Consider the following 14,191-nt stretch of genomic DNA (forward strand, 5'->3'; position numbering starts at 1 on the left):
ACAGCGTGCGGTGCCGAGCAAGCTCGGCACTACGGGTCCTCCGCCCTCAGTCCAGCAGCATCACCGCATCGACTTCGAAGGCCGCGCCCTTCGGCAGGCCGGAGACCTCGATCGTCGAACGCGCCGGATACGGCGCGGCGAAGTAGTCCTGCATCACCGCATTGACCGCGGCGAACTGCGACAGGTCGGTCAGGTACAGGCCGAGGCGCACGCAGCGGTCGAGCGAACCGCCCGCCGCTTCCGCCACCGCCTTGAGGTTGTCGAACGCACGGCGCGCCTGCGCGGCGATGTCGCCGTCGACCAGGTTGCCGGTGGCCGGATCCAGCGGGATCTGCCCGGAGAAGTACACGGTGTTGCCGGCACGCACGGCCTGCGAATACGGGCCGATCGCAGCGGGTGCCCGGTCGGTGTGGATGATCTGCCTGGTCATGCATGACTCCTGTGTGGATACCCGGATTCTACGTAGGGCGGACCTTGGCCCGCCATCGCGAACGCGCCGACCGCGACGACATTGATCGGAAACGACGGCGCAAGCGAACCCCATCGTCGCGCCTGCATGCTTCAGCACGGCGGGCCAAGCCCCGCCCCGTGTCACTGACGGCGGACGCCGTGCACGACGTTGAGGCGCCGCAACCTGCGCATCACCTCCGCCAGATGGTTGCGGTCGCGGACCTGGATCGAGAAGCGCAGCACGGCGACGTTGATGTCGCGTTCGAGGTACTCGACGCGCTCGATGTTCGATTGGCTCTTCGCTACCGCCGCCGCGACCTGCGCCAGCACGCCGGGCCGGTTCTCCACGTCGATCAGCAGCGCGGCGTCGTAATCGCCGGTGACCTTGGCGTCCCATGCGATCGGCACCCAGCGCTCCGGGGACTTGCGGAACTCGGTGACGTTGGGACAGTCGAGTCGATGCACCACGATGCCCTTGCCGGCCGTGTGGTAGCCCATGATCTCGTCGCCCGGGATCGGTTGGCAGCACTGCGCGAAACTGACCACGCCGCGTTCGCCGCCGGTGATCAGGATCTTCTCCTGCGAATGCTTCGAGTGTCCGCCGGCGCGCAACTCCGCGAACGCGGTCAGCGCCTGCGCGGCCTGCGCCGGCATCCAGTTGCCGAGCGCCACGTCGGCCAGGAAGGCTTCCAGGCGCGGGTACTTGTGCTCGGTGAGGAAGGCTTCCAGGCGCTGTTGCGGCAGGCGCTCGAGCGAGCTGTCCAGGTCCTCCAGCGCGCGGTCGAGCATGCGGTGGCCGAGCTGCACGGCATCCTCGTGCTCCAGCTGCTTCAGCTGGTGGCGGATGGCGGTGCGCGCCTTGCTGGTGACGACGAATTCCAGCCATTGCGGTTTCGGTGCCGCGGATTTGGCGGTGATGATCTCCACGCTCTGCCCGCTGGCCAGCTTCGTGCGCAGCGGCACCAGCTTCTTGTCCACGCGGGAGGCCACGGCCTGGTTGCCGACATCGGTGTGCACCGCGTAGGCGAAATCCAATGCGGTGGCATTGCGCGGCAGCGACAGGATCTTGCCTTTCGGCGTGAACAGGTAGACCTCGTCCGGGAACAGGTCGACCTTGACGTTGTCCAGGAACTCCAGCGACGAACCGGCGGCGCGCTGGTTGTCGATCAACTCCACGATCCACGCATGCGCGCGGTTCTGTGCGCTGTTCGGGGCGTCGGTGCCGTACTTGTAGGTCCAGTGCGCCGCGATGCCGCGCTCGGCGACCAGATCCATCTCGGTGGTCCGGATCTGCACTTCGATCGGTGAACCGTAGGGGCCGAACAGCACCGTGTGCAGCGACTGGTAACCGTTGGCCTTGGGAATGGCGATGAAATCGCGGAACCGTCCATCCAGCGGCTTGTACTGCGCGTGCACCGCGCCCAGCGCGTGGTAGCAGTCCGGTACCGAGTCGACGACGACGCGGAACCCGAACACATCCATCACGCGGTCGAAGCTTTTCCCTTCGGCGTGCATCTTGTTGTAGATGCTCCAGGGGGTCTTCACCCGGCTGACCAGGCGATGTTCGATGCCTTCCTTCGCCAGCCGCTGCGAGAGGTGCGCCTCGATCTGCGCCATCGATTCGCGGCGCATCACCGGCTGGCTGCGGATGTGCTTCTCGATCACCGCATGCCGCCACGGATGCAGCGCGCGGAACCCCAGGTCCTGCAGTTCCGACTTGACCAGGTTCATGCCCAGCCGCTGCGCGATGGGCGCATAGATCTCCAGGGTCTCGCGTGCGATGCGACCGCGGGCTTCGGCGCCCTGCGCGCCCAGCGTGCGCATGTTGTGCAGGCGATCGGCCAGCTTGATCATGATCACGCGCAGATCGCGCGACATGGCCAGCAGCATCTTGCGGAAGCTCTCGGCGGCCGCTTCCTGGCGATCGCGGAACTTCAGCTTGTCCAGCTTGGTGACGCCTTCGACCAGTTCGGCGACCGATTCGCCGAACTCGGCGGCGATGTCGGCACCGGTCAGCGGGGTGTCCTCGATGGTGTCGTGCAGGATCGCCGCGATCAGCGTCTCCGCGTCCATGCCCAGCTCGGCCAGTACGCCGGCCACCGCCACCGGATGGGTGATGTAGGGCTCGCCGGACTTGCGCGTCTGGCCCGCATGCGCGGCGGCGCCGACTTCCCAGGCGCGCCGCAGCAGCGGCAGCTGCTCCTTCGGCAGATACGTCACCAACCGTTCGAACTGGGCGACGTACTCCGGAACGCCCTCGTCGCGGGACGAAGCGGGACTGCGGAGCGCCTTGGCGGTACGGCCTGAATTCATGCCGCCAGACTATGCCAGTCACGTCGCCACGGCAACGCGGATCGATGGCCCTGAAACGCGAAAAGCCCGCTTGCGCGGGCCTTTCGGCGATCGACCGTTCCGATCAGAACGTGCGACGAACGGGATCAGTCGTCGCCCTTCGACAGGTCGTCGTCGGCGACCACTTCGGCGGCGGCCCACTCCAGCGCTTCGCGCTCGGCGCGCTCGCGCTCGGCCTTCTCGACGCGGTCGATCAGTTCGTTATCGATCTTGCGTGCGGCGATCTCGCGCAGCGCAAGGACGGTCGGCTTGTCCTGCGCCTCGTTGTTGTCGATCTGCGGCTCCACGCCGTTCGCCAGCTGTCGGGCGCGCTTGGCGGCCATCGTGACCAGATCGAAACGGTTATCTACGACTTCCAGGCAATCTTCGACGGTGATGCGGGCCATGCGGGCTCCCGGCGGCCAGGCAGGCCGCACAGTGAATACGGAAAGGGGCCGGGATTGTAGGCAGCCAAGCCAGCCATTGCAAGCCTTTCCTTGAAAATCAAGGATTTAAGGGAGGTTCCCAGCCCCGACCATCGTAGAACCGAGCTTGCTCCGCTGCTTTTGCTTCACCTCACCCCGGCGGACGCAGCTGAGCAAGCCCGGCGCTACAGCGGATCGACGCTATTCCGCCAGCAGGGCCGCGATCAGATCCGCATGGCGCACGTCCTGCGCCTCCCGGCGCAGGCGGCTGGCGGTGAAGATGGCATGCATCTGTGCCACCGCCTCGTCGAACACGTCGTTGACGATGACGTAGTCGAACTCCGCGTAGTGCGACATCTCCTCGCGGGCGGCGGCCAGGCGGCGCTGGATCACCTCCTCGCTGTCCTGCCCGCGGGCGCGCATGCGCTGCTCCAGCGCGCCGCGCGACGGCGGCAGGATGAACACGCTGACCGCGTCCGGCACCTTCTCGCGCACCTGGCGCGCGCCCTGCCAGTCGATCTCCAGCAACACGTCCTTGCCGGCATTCAGTTGCGGCTCGACCGACTGGCGCGCCGTGCCCTTCCAGTCCCCGTGCACTTCGGCGTACTCGAAGAAATCGCCCGCGCGGATCATCGCCTTGAATTCGTCGGCGCTGATGAAATGGTAGTGCTGCGCGTGCCGTTCGCCCGGGCGCGCCGCGCGCGAGGTGAACGAGATCGACAGCGCGATGTCGGTGTCGCGCGCCAGCACGGCGTTGACGATACTGCTCTTGCCCGCGCCCGACGGCGCCGCGACGATGTAGAGGGTTCCGCGCTTCATTCGATGTTCTGCGCCTGTTCGCGGATCTGGTCGATCAGCACCTTCAGCTCCACCGCGATGTTGGTGGTGCGGATGTCGACGGACTTCGAGCCCAGCGTATTGGCTTCGCGGTTGAACTCCTGCAGCAGGAAATCCAGCCGGCGGCCCTGCGGTTCCTTCTGGGTGAAGACGCGGCGGATCTCCTTGACGTGGCTGTCGAGGCGGTCGAGTTCCTCGTCCACGTCGAGCTTCTGCAGCCACAGCACCAGTTCCTGCTCCAGCCGGCCCTGTTCCATGTTCTGCGCCACATCGGCCAGGCGCGCTTCCAGCTTCTGCCGCTGACCGGCGCGGATCTGCGGGATCAGCGTGCGCACTTCCGCCGCCAGCGCGGCGATGCCGTCCACGCGCTCCAGGATCGCCGCCACCAGCTTGCCGCCCTCGCGTTCGCGTGCGGCGACGAACTGGTCCAGCACGGTATCCAGCAGGGCCAGTGCCTCGGCCTGCAGCGCCTCCATGTCCACGCCCTTGGTCTGCAGCACGCCCGGGAACTGCAGCAGGTCGGTCAGCTCGGTGCGCAGGTTGGGCACGCGCAGGGCCAGGTCCGCTGCCAGTTCCGACAGCTGCCCCACGACGTTCGGATTGAGCTGCAACGCGCCGCCGCCTTCCGGCGCACGCAGGCGCAGGGTCAGGTCCAGCTTGCCGCGCGACACGCGTGCGGTGACGCGCTCGCGCAGGGCCGGTTCCAGTACGCGCAGTTCGTCCGGCAGGCGCACGCCCAGCTCGAGGAAACGGTGGTTGACCGCGCGCAGTTCGGCCGCCAGCGCGCCGCCCTCGGTGGCGCGTTCGGCGGTAGCGAACGCCGTCATGCTGCGGATCATGCGGTTGCCCATCGGACCAGTGAGCGGCGCATCTTAGCAGCCCCTGCGACGCCGGCCGGGCCCGGGCGGAGGGGCTGGTAAACTTCGCCCCCCTCATTGCGGATGCCTCCATGTCCTTCTCCCGCCCCAGTGGCCGCCTGCCCGACCAGATGCGCGATGTCGGCATCCTGCGCAACTACACCCGCCATGCGGAGGGGTCGGTGCTGGTCAGCTTCGGCCACACCCGCGTGCTGTGCACCGCGACGGTGGAGAACAAGGTGCCGGGCTTCCTGCGCGGCAAGGGCGAAGGCTGGGTGACCGCCGAATACGGCATGCTGCCCCGCTCCACCCACACCCGCAGCGACCGCGAAGCCTCGCGCGGCAAGCAGGGGGGGCGCACGCTGGAGATCCAGCGCCTGATCGGCCGCACCCTGCGCGCCTGCGTGGACCGCGGCGCACTGGGCGAGCGCACCATCACGCTGGACTGCGACGTGCTGCAGGCCGATGGCGGCACCCGCACCGCCGCCATCACCGGCGCCTACGTGGCGCTGGTGGACGCGGTGAACTGGCTGAAGGCGCGCAACGAGATCAAGCGCGACGTGGTGCATGGCGCCGTGGCCGCGGTCTCGGTCGGCATCTACCGCGGCGTGCCGGTCCTGGACCTGGACTACCCCGAAGACAGCGACTGCGACACCGACATGAACCTGGTGATGAACGACGGCGGCGGCTTCATCGAATTGCAGGGCACCGCCGAAGGCCATGCCTTCCGTCGCGACGAACTGGATGCCTTGCTCGCGCTGGGCGAGAAGGGCATCGGCGAACTGTTCGCGGCGCAGCGCGCGGCGCTGGCCGGCTGACAGTGTTCTTTGCTTGTGGGAGCGACGTGAGTCGCGATAGCCCGTCGGTAAAGCCTCATCGCGACTGACGTCTCTCCCACAACCGCCCTGTTCCACGGAGTTGACTGATGCCACAGATCCTCAGCCTGGTCACCCTGCTGATCGACGATTACGACCGTGCCATCGCGCACTACCGCGACGCGCTGGGATTCGAGCTGCGCGAGGACACCGACCTCGGCGGCGGCAAGCGCTGGGTGCGCGTGGCGCCGGCAGGCGAAGGCACCACCGACCTGCTGCTGGCGGTCGCGACGACCGGCGAACAGCGCGCACACATCGGCGACCAGACGGGTGGGCGCGTCGGCTTCTTCCTGCAGACGGACGACTTCTGGCGCGACCATGCGCGGTTGACGTCCGCAGGCATCGAATTCCTCGAAACGCCGCGCGAGGAAAGCTACGCCACCGTCGCCGTGTTCCGCGATGCCTACGGCAATCGCTGGGACCTGCTGCAACCCAAGGACTGATCCGCCATGAAACTCGTCCTCGCCTCGTCCAACCAGGGCAAGCTGGAAGAACTCCGCGGGCTGCTGGCAGATACCGGCATCGAACTGGTCGCGCAGTCCGACCTGGGCGTGGAGGATGCCGACGAGACCGGCACGACGTTCGTCGAGAACGCCCTGATCAAGGCGCGCCACGCCAGCCTGCAGACCGGCCTGCCCGCGTTGGCCGACGACTCCGGCATCTGCGTGGATGCGTTGAACGGCGCGCCCGGCCTGTACTCGGCGCGCTACGCCGGCGGCCATGGCGACGCGCAGCGCAACATCGACAAGCTGCTGGACGCGTTGAAGGACGTGGCCGGCGAGCAGCGCGGCGCGCACTTCTACTGCGTGCTGGTACTGCTGCGCCATGCGCACGATCCGCAGCCGCTGATCGTCGAAGGCGAATGGCGCGGCCGCATCCTGCACGAACGCCGCGGCACCGGCGGCCACGGCTACGACCCGGTGTTCTTCGATGTCTCGCGCGGGCAGACCGCGGCGGAAATGCCACTGAGCGAGAAGAACCAGATCAGCCACCGCGGCAAGGCGCTGGCCGGACTCAAGCAGCGGCTGCTCGGCCTGTCCTGACCCGTGCTCATCCCCCCGCCCCTCTCGCTCTACGTGCACCTGCCGTGGTGCGTGCGCAAATGCCCGTACTGCGATTTCAATTCGCACCAAGGCAAGGGCGCGCTGCCGTTCGACGATTACGTCGATGCGCTGTTGCGCGACCTGGACCACGACCTGCCCTTGGTGTGGGGACGCACCGTGCACAGCGTGTTCTTCGGCGGCGGCACGCCCAGCCTGTTCCCGCCGGAGGCGATCGACCGCTTCCTGCAGGGTGCGAGCAGCCGGCTGCGTTTCGCGCCGGGGCTGGAGATCACGCTGGAGACCAATCCCGGCACCGCCGAGCACGGGCGCTTCGAGCACTACCGCGCCGCCGGTGTGAACCGCATCAGCTTCGGCATCCAGAGCTTCGACGATGAAAGCCTGAAGAAGCTCGGTCGCATCCACGACAGCCGCGAGGCCGAATATGCGGTGAAGCTGGCGCAGGATGCCGGCTTCGACAATCTCAACCTCGACCTGATGTATGCGCTGCCCGGCCAGACGCTGGCGATGGCCCAACACGACCTGCAGCGCGCGTTCGCCCTGCAGCCGGCGCACATCTCGCATTACCAGCTGACGCTGGAGCCGAACACGGTGTTCTTCGCGCGGCCGCCGCAGGGGATTCCCGACGACGACCACGCCTGGGACATGCAGGAGCATTGCCAGACGCTGCTGGCCGACGCCGGCTACCAGCACTACGAGGTCAGCGCCTACGCACGCGCAGGACGCCGCTGCGCGCACAATCTCAACTACTGGCGTTATGGCGATTACATCGGCATCGGGGCCGGCGCGCACGGCAAGATCACCGTGGGCGCCACCCAGCAGATCCTGCGCCGATGGAAGGTGAAGCATCCGACCGCCTATCTGGCCCACGCCGGCACGCCGCAGGCGATCGGCGGCGACGACGACATCACGCCCGAGCGGCGCCCGTTCGAGTTCATGCTCAATGCGCTCCGGCTGCAGGAGGGCTTCGCACTGGCGGACTTCACCGGCTCCACCGGGCTGGCGCAGGCGAGCATCGCGCCGGCGCTGGAACGGGCCTTGCAGCGGGGATGGCTGGACCTGACGGAGACGCACGTGCGCCCCACGGCGCTGGGACACCGGTTCACCAACGACGTGGTCGAACTGTTCCTGGATGCCTGATCCCGGTCGCGGCGCATCCCGCCGACCCAGGGGTGCGCAGGCAACACAGGGTGTGATAATGATGCCGTGACAGGGGAGCCCGACGTACCGATGACCGCGACACGACCGCCGACGTCCGCTGCCGCACCGACCACGATCGCCTCGTCGGTGCTGCCGCCGCGCGTGCGGCGCGTGCTGCAGAGCCTGTTCGACCACGTCTCGCGGGACATGGTGTCGTCCTTGAACGCCATGCTGGTGGAGCTCGAGCAGGTACTGTTCAAGCAGGCCGAGCAGGCGCGCAACAACAACGTGCAGGCGCAGCTCTTCGTCGACCTGCGTGCGCTGCAGAAGAACCGCGCCGACCTGGTGCCCAACTACATGTTCGCGCTGGAGGCGGAGCTCGCGTCGTTGCGCCGGGATGCCGCCGCAGCCGACCAGACCGCCGAACGGCTCGATTACCAGACCCTCACCCTGGTCGAAGACGCGGTGATGGATCAGGAAATCGTGCTGCGCGAGGTGTCGCGGCGGCATGAGCAGCGCGCCAATGCGCAGATCGTGATGCTGGGCTATCGCCTTGCCGTGCTGGCCTGCAAGCCGGCCTACGACGCCGACACGGTGCCGCTGGGTCCGCACCGTCTCGGGCAGCTGCTGCGGGATGTCGCCGGGTGCCTCGATTTGTCGCTGGATGCCCAGCTCGTGATGTACCGCAGTTTCGACCACAAGGTGATGACCGGGTATACCGAGTGGGTCACCACGTTGAACGAGTGGTTGGGACGCGAGGGCATCCTGCCCGGTCTGTCCTACATGCCGCGACGTGCCCGCACCCTGGAGATCGTGCGCCCGCCGATCGACGACGCGGGCCAGACCAGCGCACGCCCCATGACGGGATGGCAAGGCCAGGGGGCGGCATCGCACTGGGCGACGCTCACGCCCGACCAGGTGAGCGCCGTCGCGGGCGCGGCGCCCGGTGTTGCCGGCCAAGGCGCCGGGGCGTCCTCCGGCACCACTGCCGCGCAGGCCAGCGAACCTGATGCCTCCGGCACCACCGTGGCCTTCGAAGCCCTGCAGCGCTTGCTCGCGATCCGTCGTAGCGGACGCCAGGCGGACCTGGCTTGGCCGGACGAAGCGGACATCGGCCCCGGAGGAAATGCGGGCACGCTGGAAGGCAGTGGTTCCGGCACCGGGGATTCGGGCGCTGGCGGTACTCGCGGTTCCGGCAGCGGCTCGGGTGGCTCCGGTGGCTCTGACGAACGTTCAACGGGCTCCCAAGGCGCCGGCGGGCGATCGGCCGACGCGCCACGCCGCCTGCTGCCCACGCCCGACGTCCTGAACGCACTCAAGGCCTTGCAGCACGCGCCGCTGCCGGCGCGCAGGCCCGACCAGCCGCGCCGGACCGTGCAGGATCTCCAGCAAGCGATGCTGGAAGCGGCCCGCGCCCAGCATGGTCCGGGCGCGACGCTGGCGAGCGCGGATTCGGACACGTTCGAACTGCTCGATCTGCTCTACAACGAAATCGAGCGCGAAGTGCAGCACGACGCACCGGCGGCCGACATGCTGGTGCGGCTGCAGGTGCCGGTCGTGCAGGCCGCGCTGCGCGACCGCAACTTCTTCCTGCGCGCCCAGCACCCGGCACGCGACCTGCTCAACACGGTCGCCGAATCCGGCGCCACCTGGCTGGGCGAGGAGGACGTCGATCCGCACCTGGTGCAGCGGCTGCACACGGCGGTCGAGACCGTCGTCGAGACCTACGAAGGCGACGAAGCGGTCTTCGAGGACGCCAACCGCGACGTGCAGCAGCACCTGCAGGCGGCCGCGCGCAAGGCCGAACTGGCCGAGCGCCGGCAGATCGAAGCCGCGCGCGGCAAGGACCGGCTGGAGATCGCCAAGCAGAAGGCCGCCGACACCATCGAGTCGGCAATGGCCGAAGCCAAGCCGCAGAAGTTCGTGCAGGCGCTGCTCAGCCAGGCGTGGGCCGATGTGCTGACGCTCACCCAACTGCGCAACGGCGAGTCGTCCACGGAATGGGCCGACCAGCTGCAGACCACGCTGGAGATCGTCGCCGCTACCACCACTTCCCAGCCACCGGATCCGGCGCTTGCCGGCAAGATCGAGAAGTCGCTGGTGCAGGTCGGCTATCACGAGGACGAGGCTGCGGCGATTTCGCGCCGGCTGTCCAGCGCCGAGGAAGACGAGACCACGTCGCGCACCGAGCTGACCGCACGCCTCAAGGCGCGCGCGCGCCTCGGCGGACAGGGCGAGGTCAAGAAGAAGGTCGTGCAGCCGCGCACGCCGCAGGAACAGGCGTGCTACGACTACCTGCGCGCGCTGCCGTTCGGCACGTGGTTCGAGTTCACGCGCAACCAGCAGGGCGACGTGCAACGGCAACGCCTGTCGTGGTTCAGTCCGGTGACCGGCAACGCGCTGTTCGTCAACCAGCGCGGCCAGCGCGTGGGCGAGCATTCTCTCGACACGCTGGCGCACCTGATGGCCAAGGGCCAGGCGCAGGTGGTCACCGAGGACCGCGGCCGCCTGATCGATCGCGCGTGGAACGCCACCCTCAGCGCGCTGCGCAGCCTCACCGGCCGCAGCGGCGAACCCGCAGGAGACGCCGCATGATGCGCGAGTTCCGCCGTGCCCGCCGGCGCGCGGTGCCGAAACCGGTCACGGTGCTGGACCTGATGACCGAACAGATCATCGGACGACTGGGCAATCTTTCCGAGTCGGGCATGCTGCTGGTGGCCACCGAACCGGTGGTCGACGACGCCCTGTACCAGCTGCGCTTCCATCTGCAGGACGCGCGCGGCCAGGACCTGCCGATCGACGTCGGCGCGCACCTGGTCTGGTCGGCGCCGGCGAACACGCCCGGCCAGGCCTTCGCGGGCCTGCGTTTCCTGACCATCGATCGCGAGCCGCTGGAACGCCTGCGGAACTGGGTGAACGCCGGTCCTGAAGCCGAGTAGCGCGCGACACGACGGTCCGCGCAACGCCCGACCGGGACGATTGCGGCAAAATGGCGGCTCTCTCGCACGAGCCGCCGCCATGAACGCCCCCGCCCCCTTCGACACCGACCTCGTCCCGCTGTACGCCGACCACCTGGCGACGATGAAGCGGCGGGCGGACCAGGCGCTGGCGCGCGGCGGCTTCGGTCATCTGGTGGTCCCCAGCGGTACGCAGCACTGGCAGGTGTTCGACGACCGCGACTATCCGTATGCGGTGAACCCGCAGTTCAAGGCCTGGCTGCCGCTCACGCGCCTGCCGTACAGCTGGCTGGTGTACACGCCTGGCCAGCGGCCGAAGGTCGTGTTCTACCAGCCGTTCGATTACTGGCACGTGGTGCCGGACGCGCCGAGCGGCTGGTGGGTGGATCACTTCGACATCCACATCATCCGCAAGCCGGAGGAAGCCGCCGCCCTGCTACCGCCCTCTGACCGCAGCGCGATCCTCGGCGAGCCGCAGAGCACGCTCGGCGAGCATGCCCCGAACAATCCCGAACCGGTCATCCAGTACCTCGAGTACCAGCGCTCGTACAAGACGCCGTACGAGATCGCGCTGATGCGGCAGGCACAGCGCCTGGCCGTGCGCGGCCACCGTGCGGCGGAAGCCGCGTTCCGCGCCGGCGAGAGCGAGTTCGGCATCCACATGGCCTATTGCACCGCGGTGGGCCAGGATGCCAACGAGCTGCCCTACGGCAACATCATCGGGCTCAACGAGCACGCGGCGATCCTGCACTACATGGAACTGCAGCGCGTCGCGCCGGCTCCGCTGCGCAGCTTCCTGATCGACGCCGGCGCCAGTTTCCATGGCTACGCCAGCGACATCACCCGCACCTACGCCTACGACGCCGGCAGCGAGTTCCAGGCGCTGATCGACGCGGTCGACGCCGCGCAGCAGCGCATGTGCGCCGGCGTGCGCGCCAACGTGGACTACAAGCAGCTGCACGTGGATGCGCACCACACGCTGATGGGCATCCTGAAGGACTTCGGCGTCATCACGGTATCGCCGGAAGCGGCGGTCGCCACCGGCGTCAGCGCGGCGTTCTTCCCGCACGGCCTGGGCCATCCGATCGGCCTGCAGGTGCACGACGTCGCCGGCTTCGCCGCCAACGACCGCGGCGGCCGCATCGAGCGTCCGGCCGGCCATCCCTACCTGCGCATGACCCGCGTGCTGGAACCCGGCATGGTGGTGACCATCGAACCGGGCCTGTACTTCATCGATATGCTGCTGGACGAGGTGAAGAAGAACGGCCACGCCGCCAGCATCGACTGGGCCCGCGTCGATGCGTTCCGCCCGTACGGCGGTATCCGCATCGAAGACGAAGTGCTGTGCACCGAGGGCGATGCCGACAATCTGACGCGGCCTGCGTTCGCGGAGCACGGCTGAGCCCCGGCAGGCGCGCCATGTCCGTCATCGCCACGTGGGTGTTGTGGACTGCCAGCGCGCTCGGGGGCGCGACTCCACTCCCCGCGTTGCTGACGCCGCGCGAGGACTGGAACCGTGACTTCACCGACCGCGTCGCCGCCACGGCGGCCTGCCCTGGCGGCAGCCTTGAACACCTGCGTTCGACGTTGCGCGTGCGTGGACCGCTTCAGTCCGAACAGTTGGAAAGGCCGTTGCCGCCCGAGCTCCACGCGCGCCTGCGCACAGGCGATGGGCTGTACGCGTTCGAAGGATACTTCGTTGACACTGGCCGACGTCCCTGGGGCTTTGCAGGCCATGTCGTGGTCCGCGACGACTGTATCGTGCACGCCGACGTTACCGGTTACGACAACTGATCCCATCGCTGGATGCTGACGCGTCGTAGCCCGGGTAAGGCCAGCGGCCGCACCCGGGGAATCCGGTCGGAAACTTCAGGGCATCCCGGGTGCGCTACGCTTACCCGGGCTACGCCAAGCCCCCTCAATCTCCCACAGGCTCAAGCGCATGGACCGCTACTTGCTCGCAACGTTGGCCTTCACCGTGCTCGCGAGCCTGGGAGTACTGCTCTTGGCCCTGCTGCCTGTCTGGGTAGCGTGGTGGGTCGCGTGGCGATCGGGGATGCCGCGCGCGCAAAGGCGTTCCTTCGCGCTGGCCTGCCTTCTGTTGGCCTACGGGGTGATGACACTGGCGGGCGCTGCGATGTCGCCCTTGGAAGTCTTCAAGGTGTTCATGGCCGCGGACCTCCATGCCGCGGGCCACAAGACACTCGCAAACGCGATTTTCGTGGGTGCCGAGTACGGTGCGTCGATCTTGCCCCCTTTGGCAGGATGCATCGCGTCCTTTGTGGTCCCCGTCTGGTTGCGCAAGCAGTGGAGCGCGATCATCGGCGCCATCGCGCCGCCGCCTTCGGATCTCGCCCACCAAGCTTCGTCGGATTGAATCATCCGCGCGTGTTGGGGTTGGCAAACTCACACCAACCTATGGCCATCGTTTGACGCCACCCCGACGTCCCCACAGAATCCCGTCGACTCCCGAGTAACCGGCATGCCCGCAACAGGACTGCACGCATGATGTTCATGATCGGCCAGGGCGAGCGGGTGGTGCCGGTGGGCGAACCGGAGCCGCAGCACTGCCCGCGCTGCGACGAGACGCGCGACTTCCAGCCGCAACTCGCCTACAAATACGGTGAGTTCGACCTGTTGTTCGGCTTCATCTACGGCAGGCGCTACCAACTGGCCTGCCCCGAGTGCCACCACGGTTGGCGCCTGGACCGGCGGCAGGCCGAGCAACGCTACGGCAAGCCGGACATTCCTTTCCGACTGCGCTACGGCTTCGTCATCCTGCTCGGCCTGTTTGCCGCCCTTGGTGCGGCCTACCTGGCGAATCCAGCGCTGCCATGACATCGCTCCCGCCCGTGGATACCGCCCTGCTGCTGCCGATGACAGCGCATGTCGCGCTTGCCGCATTCCTCTATGTCCTGCTGACGATCGCGCGGGCACCCGCCATCTGGGGCATCGGCCGTCGTGCGGACGGCAGCAACCCGTGGGCGAAGATCGAACCGCGCATCAGCGCCAACCTGTCCAACCAGTTCGAATGGCCACTGTTCTTCCACATCGCCTGCGTCGTGCTGATGCTGCTCGGCACCAGCACGACCGCCGTCGCGCTGGCCTGGGTGTTCGTCGGCGGCCGGCTGCTGCACAGCGGCGTGCAGGTGCTGACCGCGAACGTGCGCCTGCGCGGCCTGGTGTTCACCGTGAACTTCCTCGCCGTGATCGCCCTGTGGAGCCTGCTGCTGCGGGCGGCGATCGAACACGCATAAT

16 protein-coding genes are annotated in these 14,191 nt (G+C 68.0%); 11 read left to right on the forward strand and 5 right to left on the reverse strand.

Annotated features, from left to right (window positions below):
- Positions 1-46 precede the first annotated feature (46 nt).
- The 5 genes from AC1Q5B_RS18040 to AC1Q5B_RS18060 all read right to left on the reverse strand — a co-directional run bounded on the left by AC1Q5B_RS18040 (position 47) and on the right by AC1Q5B_RS18060 (position 4,882).
- Complete coding sequence (locus tag AC1Q5B_RS18040) at positions 47-430, reverse strand: RidA family protein (RefSeq protein ID WP_492632830.1); 384 nt, start codon at positions 428-430, stop codon at positions 47-49.
- Between the two features lie 161 nt (positions 431-591).
- The gene (locus AC1Q5B_RS18045; RefSeq protein WP_492632831.1) at positions 592-2,763 is read right to left on the reverse strand and encodes a RelA/SpoT family protein; all 2,172 of its coding nucleotides are present in this window, start codon (positions 2,761-2,763) and stop codon (positions 592-594) included.
- Between the two features lie 125 nt (positions 2,764-2,888).
- Positions 2,889-3,188, reverse strand: a complete 300-nt coding sequence (rpoZ, locus tag AC1Q5B_RS18050) for a DNA-directed RNA polymerase subunit omega (RefSeq protein ID WP_296278197.1) — start codon at positions 3,186-3,188, stop codon at positions 2,889-2,891.
- A 219-nt stretch (positions 3,189-3,407) separates the two neighbouring features.
- A complete protein-coding gene (gene gmk, locus AC1Q5B_RS18055; RefSeq protein WP_492632832.1) occupies positions 3,408-4,025 on the reverse strand; it encodes a guanylate kinase in 618 nt (205 codons plus the stop codon).
- On the reverse strand, positions 4,022-4,882 hold the full coding sequence (locus AC1Q5B_RS18060) for a YicC/YloC family endoribonuclease (protein ID WP_492632833.1): 861 nt from the start codon (positions 4,880-4,882) through the stop codon (positions 4,022-4,024). The genes gmk and AC1Q5B_RS18060 overlap by 4 nt, the downstream gene beginning before the upstream one ends.
- A gap of 110 nt (positions 4,883-4,992) precedes the next feature.
- Between AC1Q5B_RS18060 and rph the strand changes: the two genes are divergently transcribed.
- The 11 genes from rph (at position 4,993) to AC1Q5B_RS18115 (ending at position 14,190) form a co-directional block, all read left to right on the forward strand.
- Positions 4,993-5,718 (forward strand): ribonuclease PH, encoded by a 726-nt coding sequence (rph, locus tag AC1Q5B_RS18065; RefSeq protein WP_492632834.1) that lies wholly within the window; start codon positions 4,993-4,995, stop codon positions 5,716-5,718.
- Positions 5,719-5,825: 107 nt separating this feature from the next.
- Positions 5,826-6,218: a VOC family protein gene (locus AC1Q5B_RS18070; RefSeq protein ID WP_492632835.1), complete on the forward strand. Its 393-nt coding sequence runs from the start codon at positions 5,826-5,828 to the stop codon at positions 6,216-6,218.
- A 6-nt stretch (positions 6,219-6,224) separates the two neighbouring features.
- A complete protein-coding gene (gene rdgB, locus AC1Q5B_RS18075; protein WP_492632836.1) occupies positions 6,225-6,818 on the forward strand; it encodes an RdgB/HAM1 family non-canonical purine NTP pyrophosphatase in 594 nt (197 codons plus the stop codon).
- Between the two features lie 3 nt (positions 6,819-6,821).
- Positions 6,822-7,976, forward strand: a complete 1,155-nt coding sequence (gene hemW, locus AC1Q5B_RS18080) for a radical SAM family heme chaperone HemW (RefSeq protein WP_492632837.1) — start codon at positions 6,822-6,824, stop codon at positions 7,974-7,976.
- A 90-nt stretch (positions 7,977-8,066) separates the two neighbouring features.
- The gene (locus AC1Q5B_RS18085) at positions 8,067-10,571 is read left to right on the forward strand and encodes a DUF1631 domain-containing protein (protein ID WP_492632838.1); all 2,505 of its coding nucleotides are present in this window, start codon (positions 8,067-8,069) and stop codon (positions 10,569-10,571) included.
- Complete coding sequence (locus AC1Q5B_RS18090) at positions 10,568-10,915, forward strand: PilZ domain-containing protein (protein ID WP_492632839.1); 348 nt, start codon at positions 10,568-10,570, stop codon at positions 10,913-10,915. Before AC1Q5B_RS18085 ends, AC1Q5B_RS18090 begins: the two co-directional genes overlap by 4 nt.
- A 79-nt stretch (positions 10,916-10,994) precedes the next feature.
- Entirely contained in the window at positions 10,995-12,335 is a 1,341-nt protein-coding gene (gene pepQ / locus AC1Q5B_RS18095; RefSeq protein WP_492632840.1) for a Xaa-Pro dipeptidase, read from the forward strand.
- Positions 12,336-12,352: 17 nt separating this feature from the next.
- Entirely contained in the window at positions 12,353-12,727 is a 375-nt protein-coding gene (locus AC1Q5B_RS18100) for a hypothetical protein (RefSeq protein WP_492632841.1), read from the forward strand.
- 148 nt (positions 12,728-12,875) lie between these two features.
- Entirely contained in the window at positions 12,876-13,310 is a 435-nt protein-coding gene (locus AC1Q5B_RS18105; RefSeq protein ID WP_492632842.1) for a hypothetical protein, read from the forward strand.
- 128 nt (positions 13,311-13,438) lie between these two features.
- Entirely contained in the window at positions 13,439-13,771 is a 333-nt protein-coding gene (locus AC1Q5B_RS18110; protein WP_492632843.1) for a hypothetical protein, read from the forward strand.
- A complete protein-coding gene (locus AC1Q5B_RS18115) occupies positions 13,768-14,190 on the forward strand; it encodes an MAPEG family protein (protein WP_492632844.1) in 423 nt (140 codons plus the stop codon). The genes AC1Q5B_RS18110 and AC1Q5B_RS18115 overlap by 4 nt, the downstream gene beginning before the upstream one ends.
- Position 14,191: the final 1 nt, after the last annotated feature.

This window comes from Pseudoxanthomonas sp. GW835-FHT14C01, from assembly GCF_058793715.1.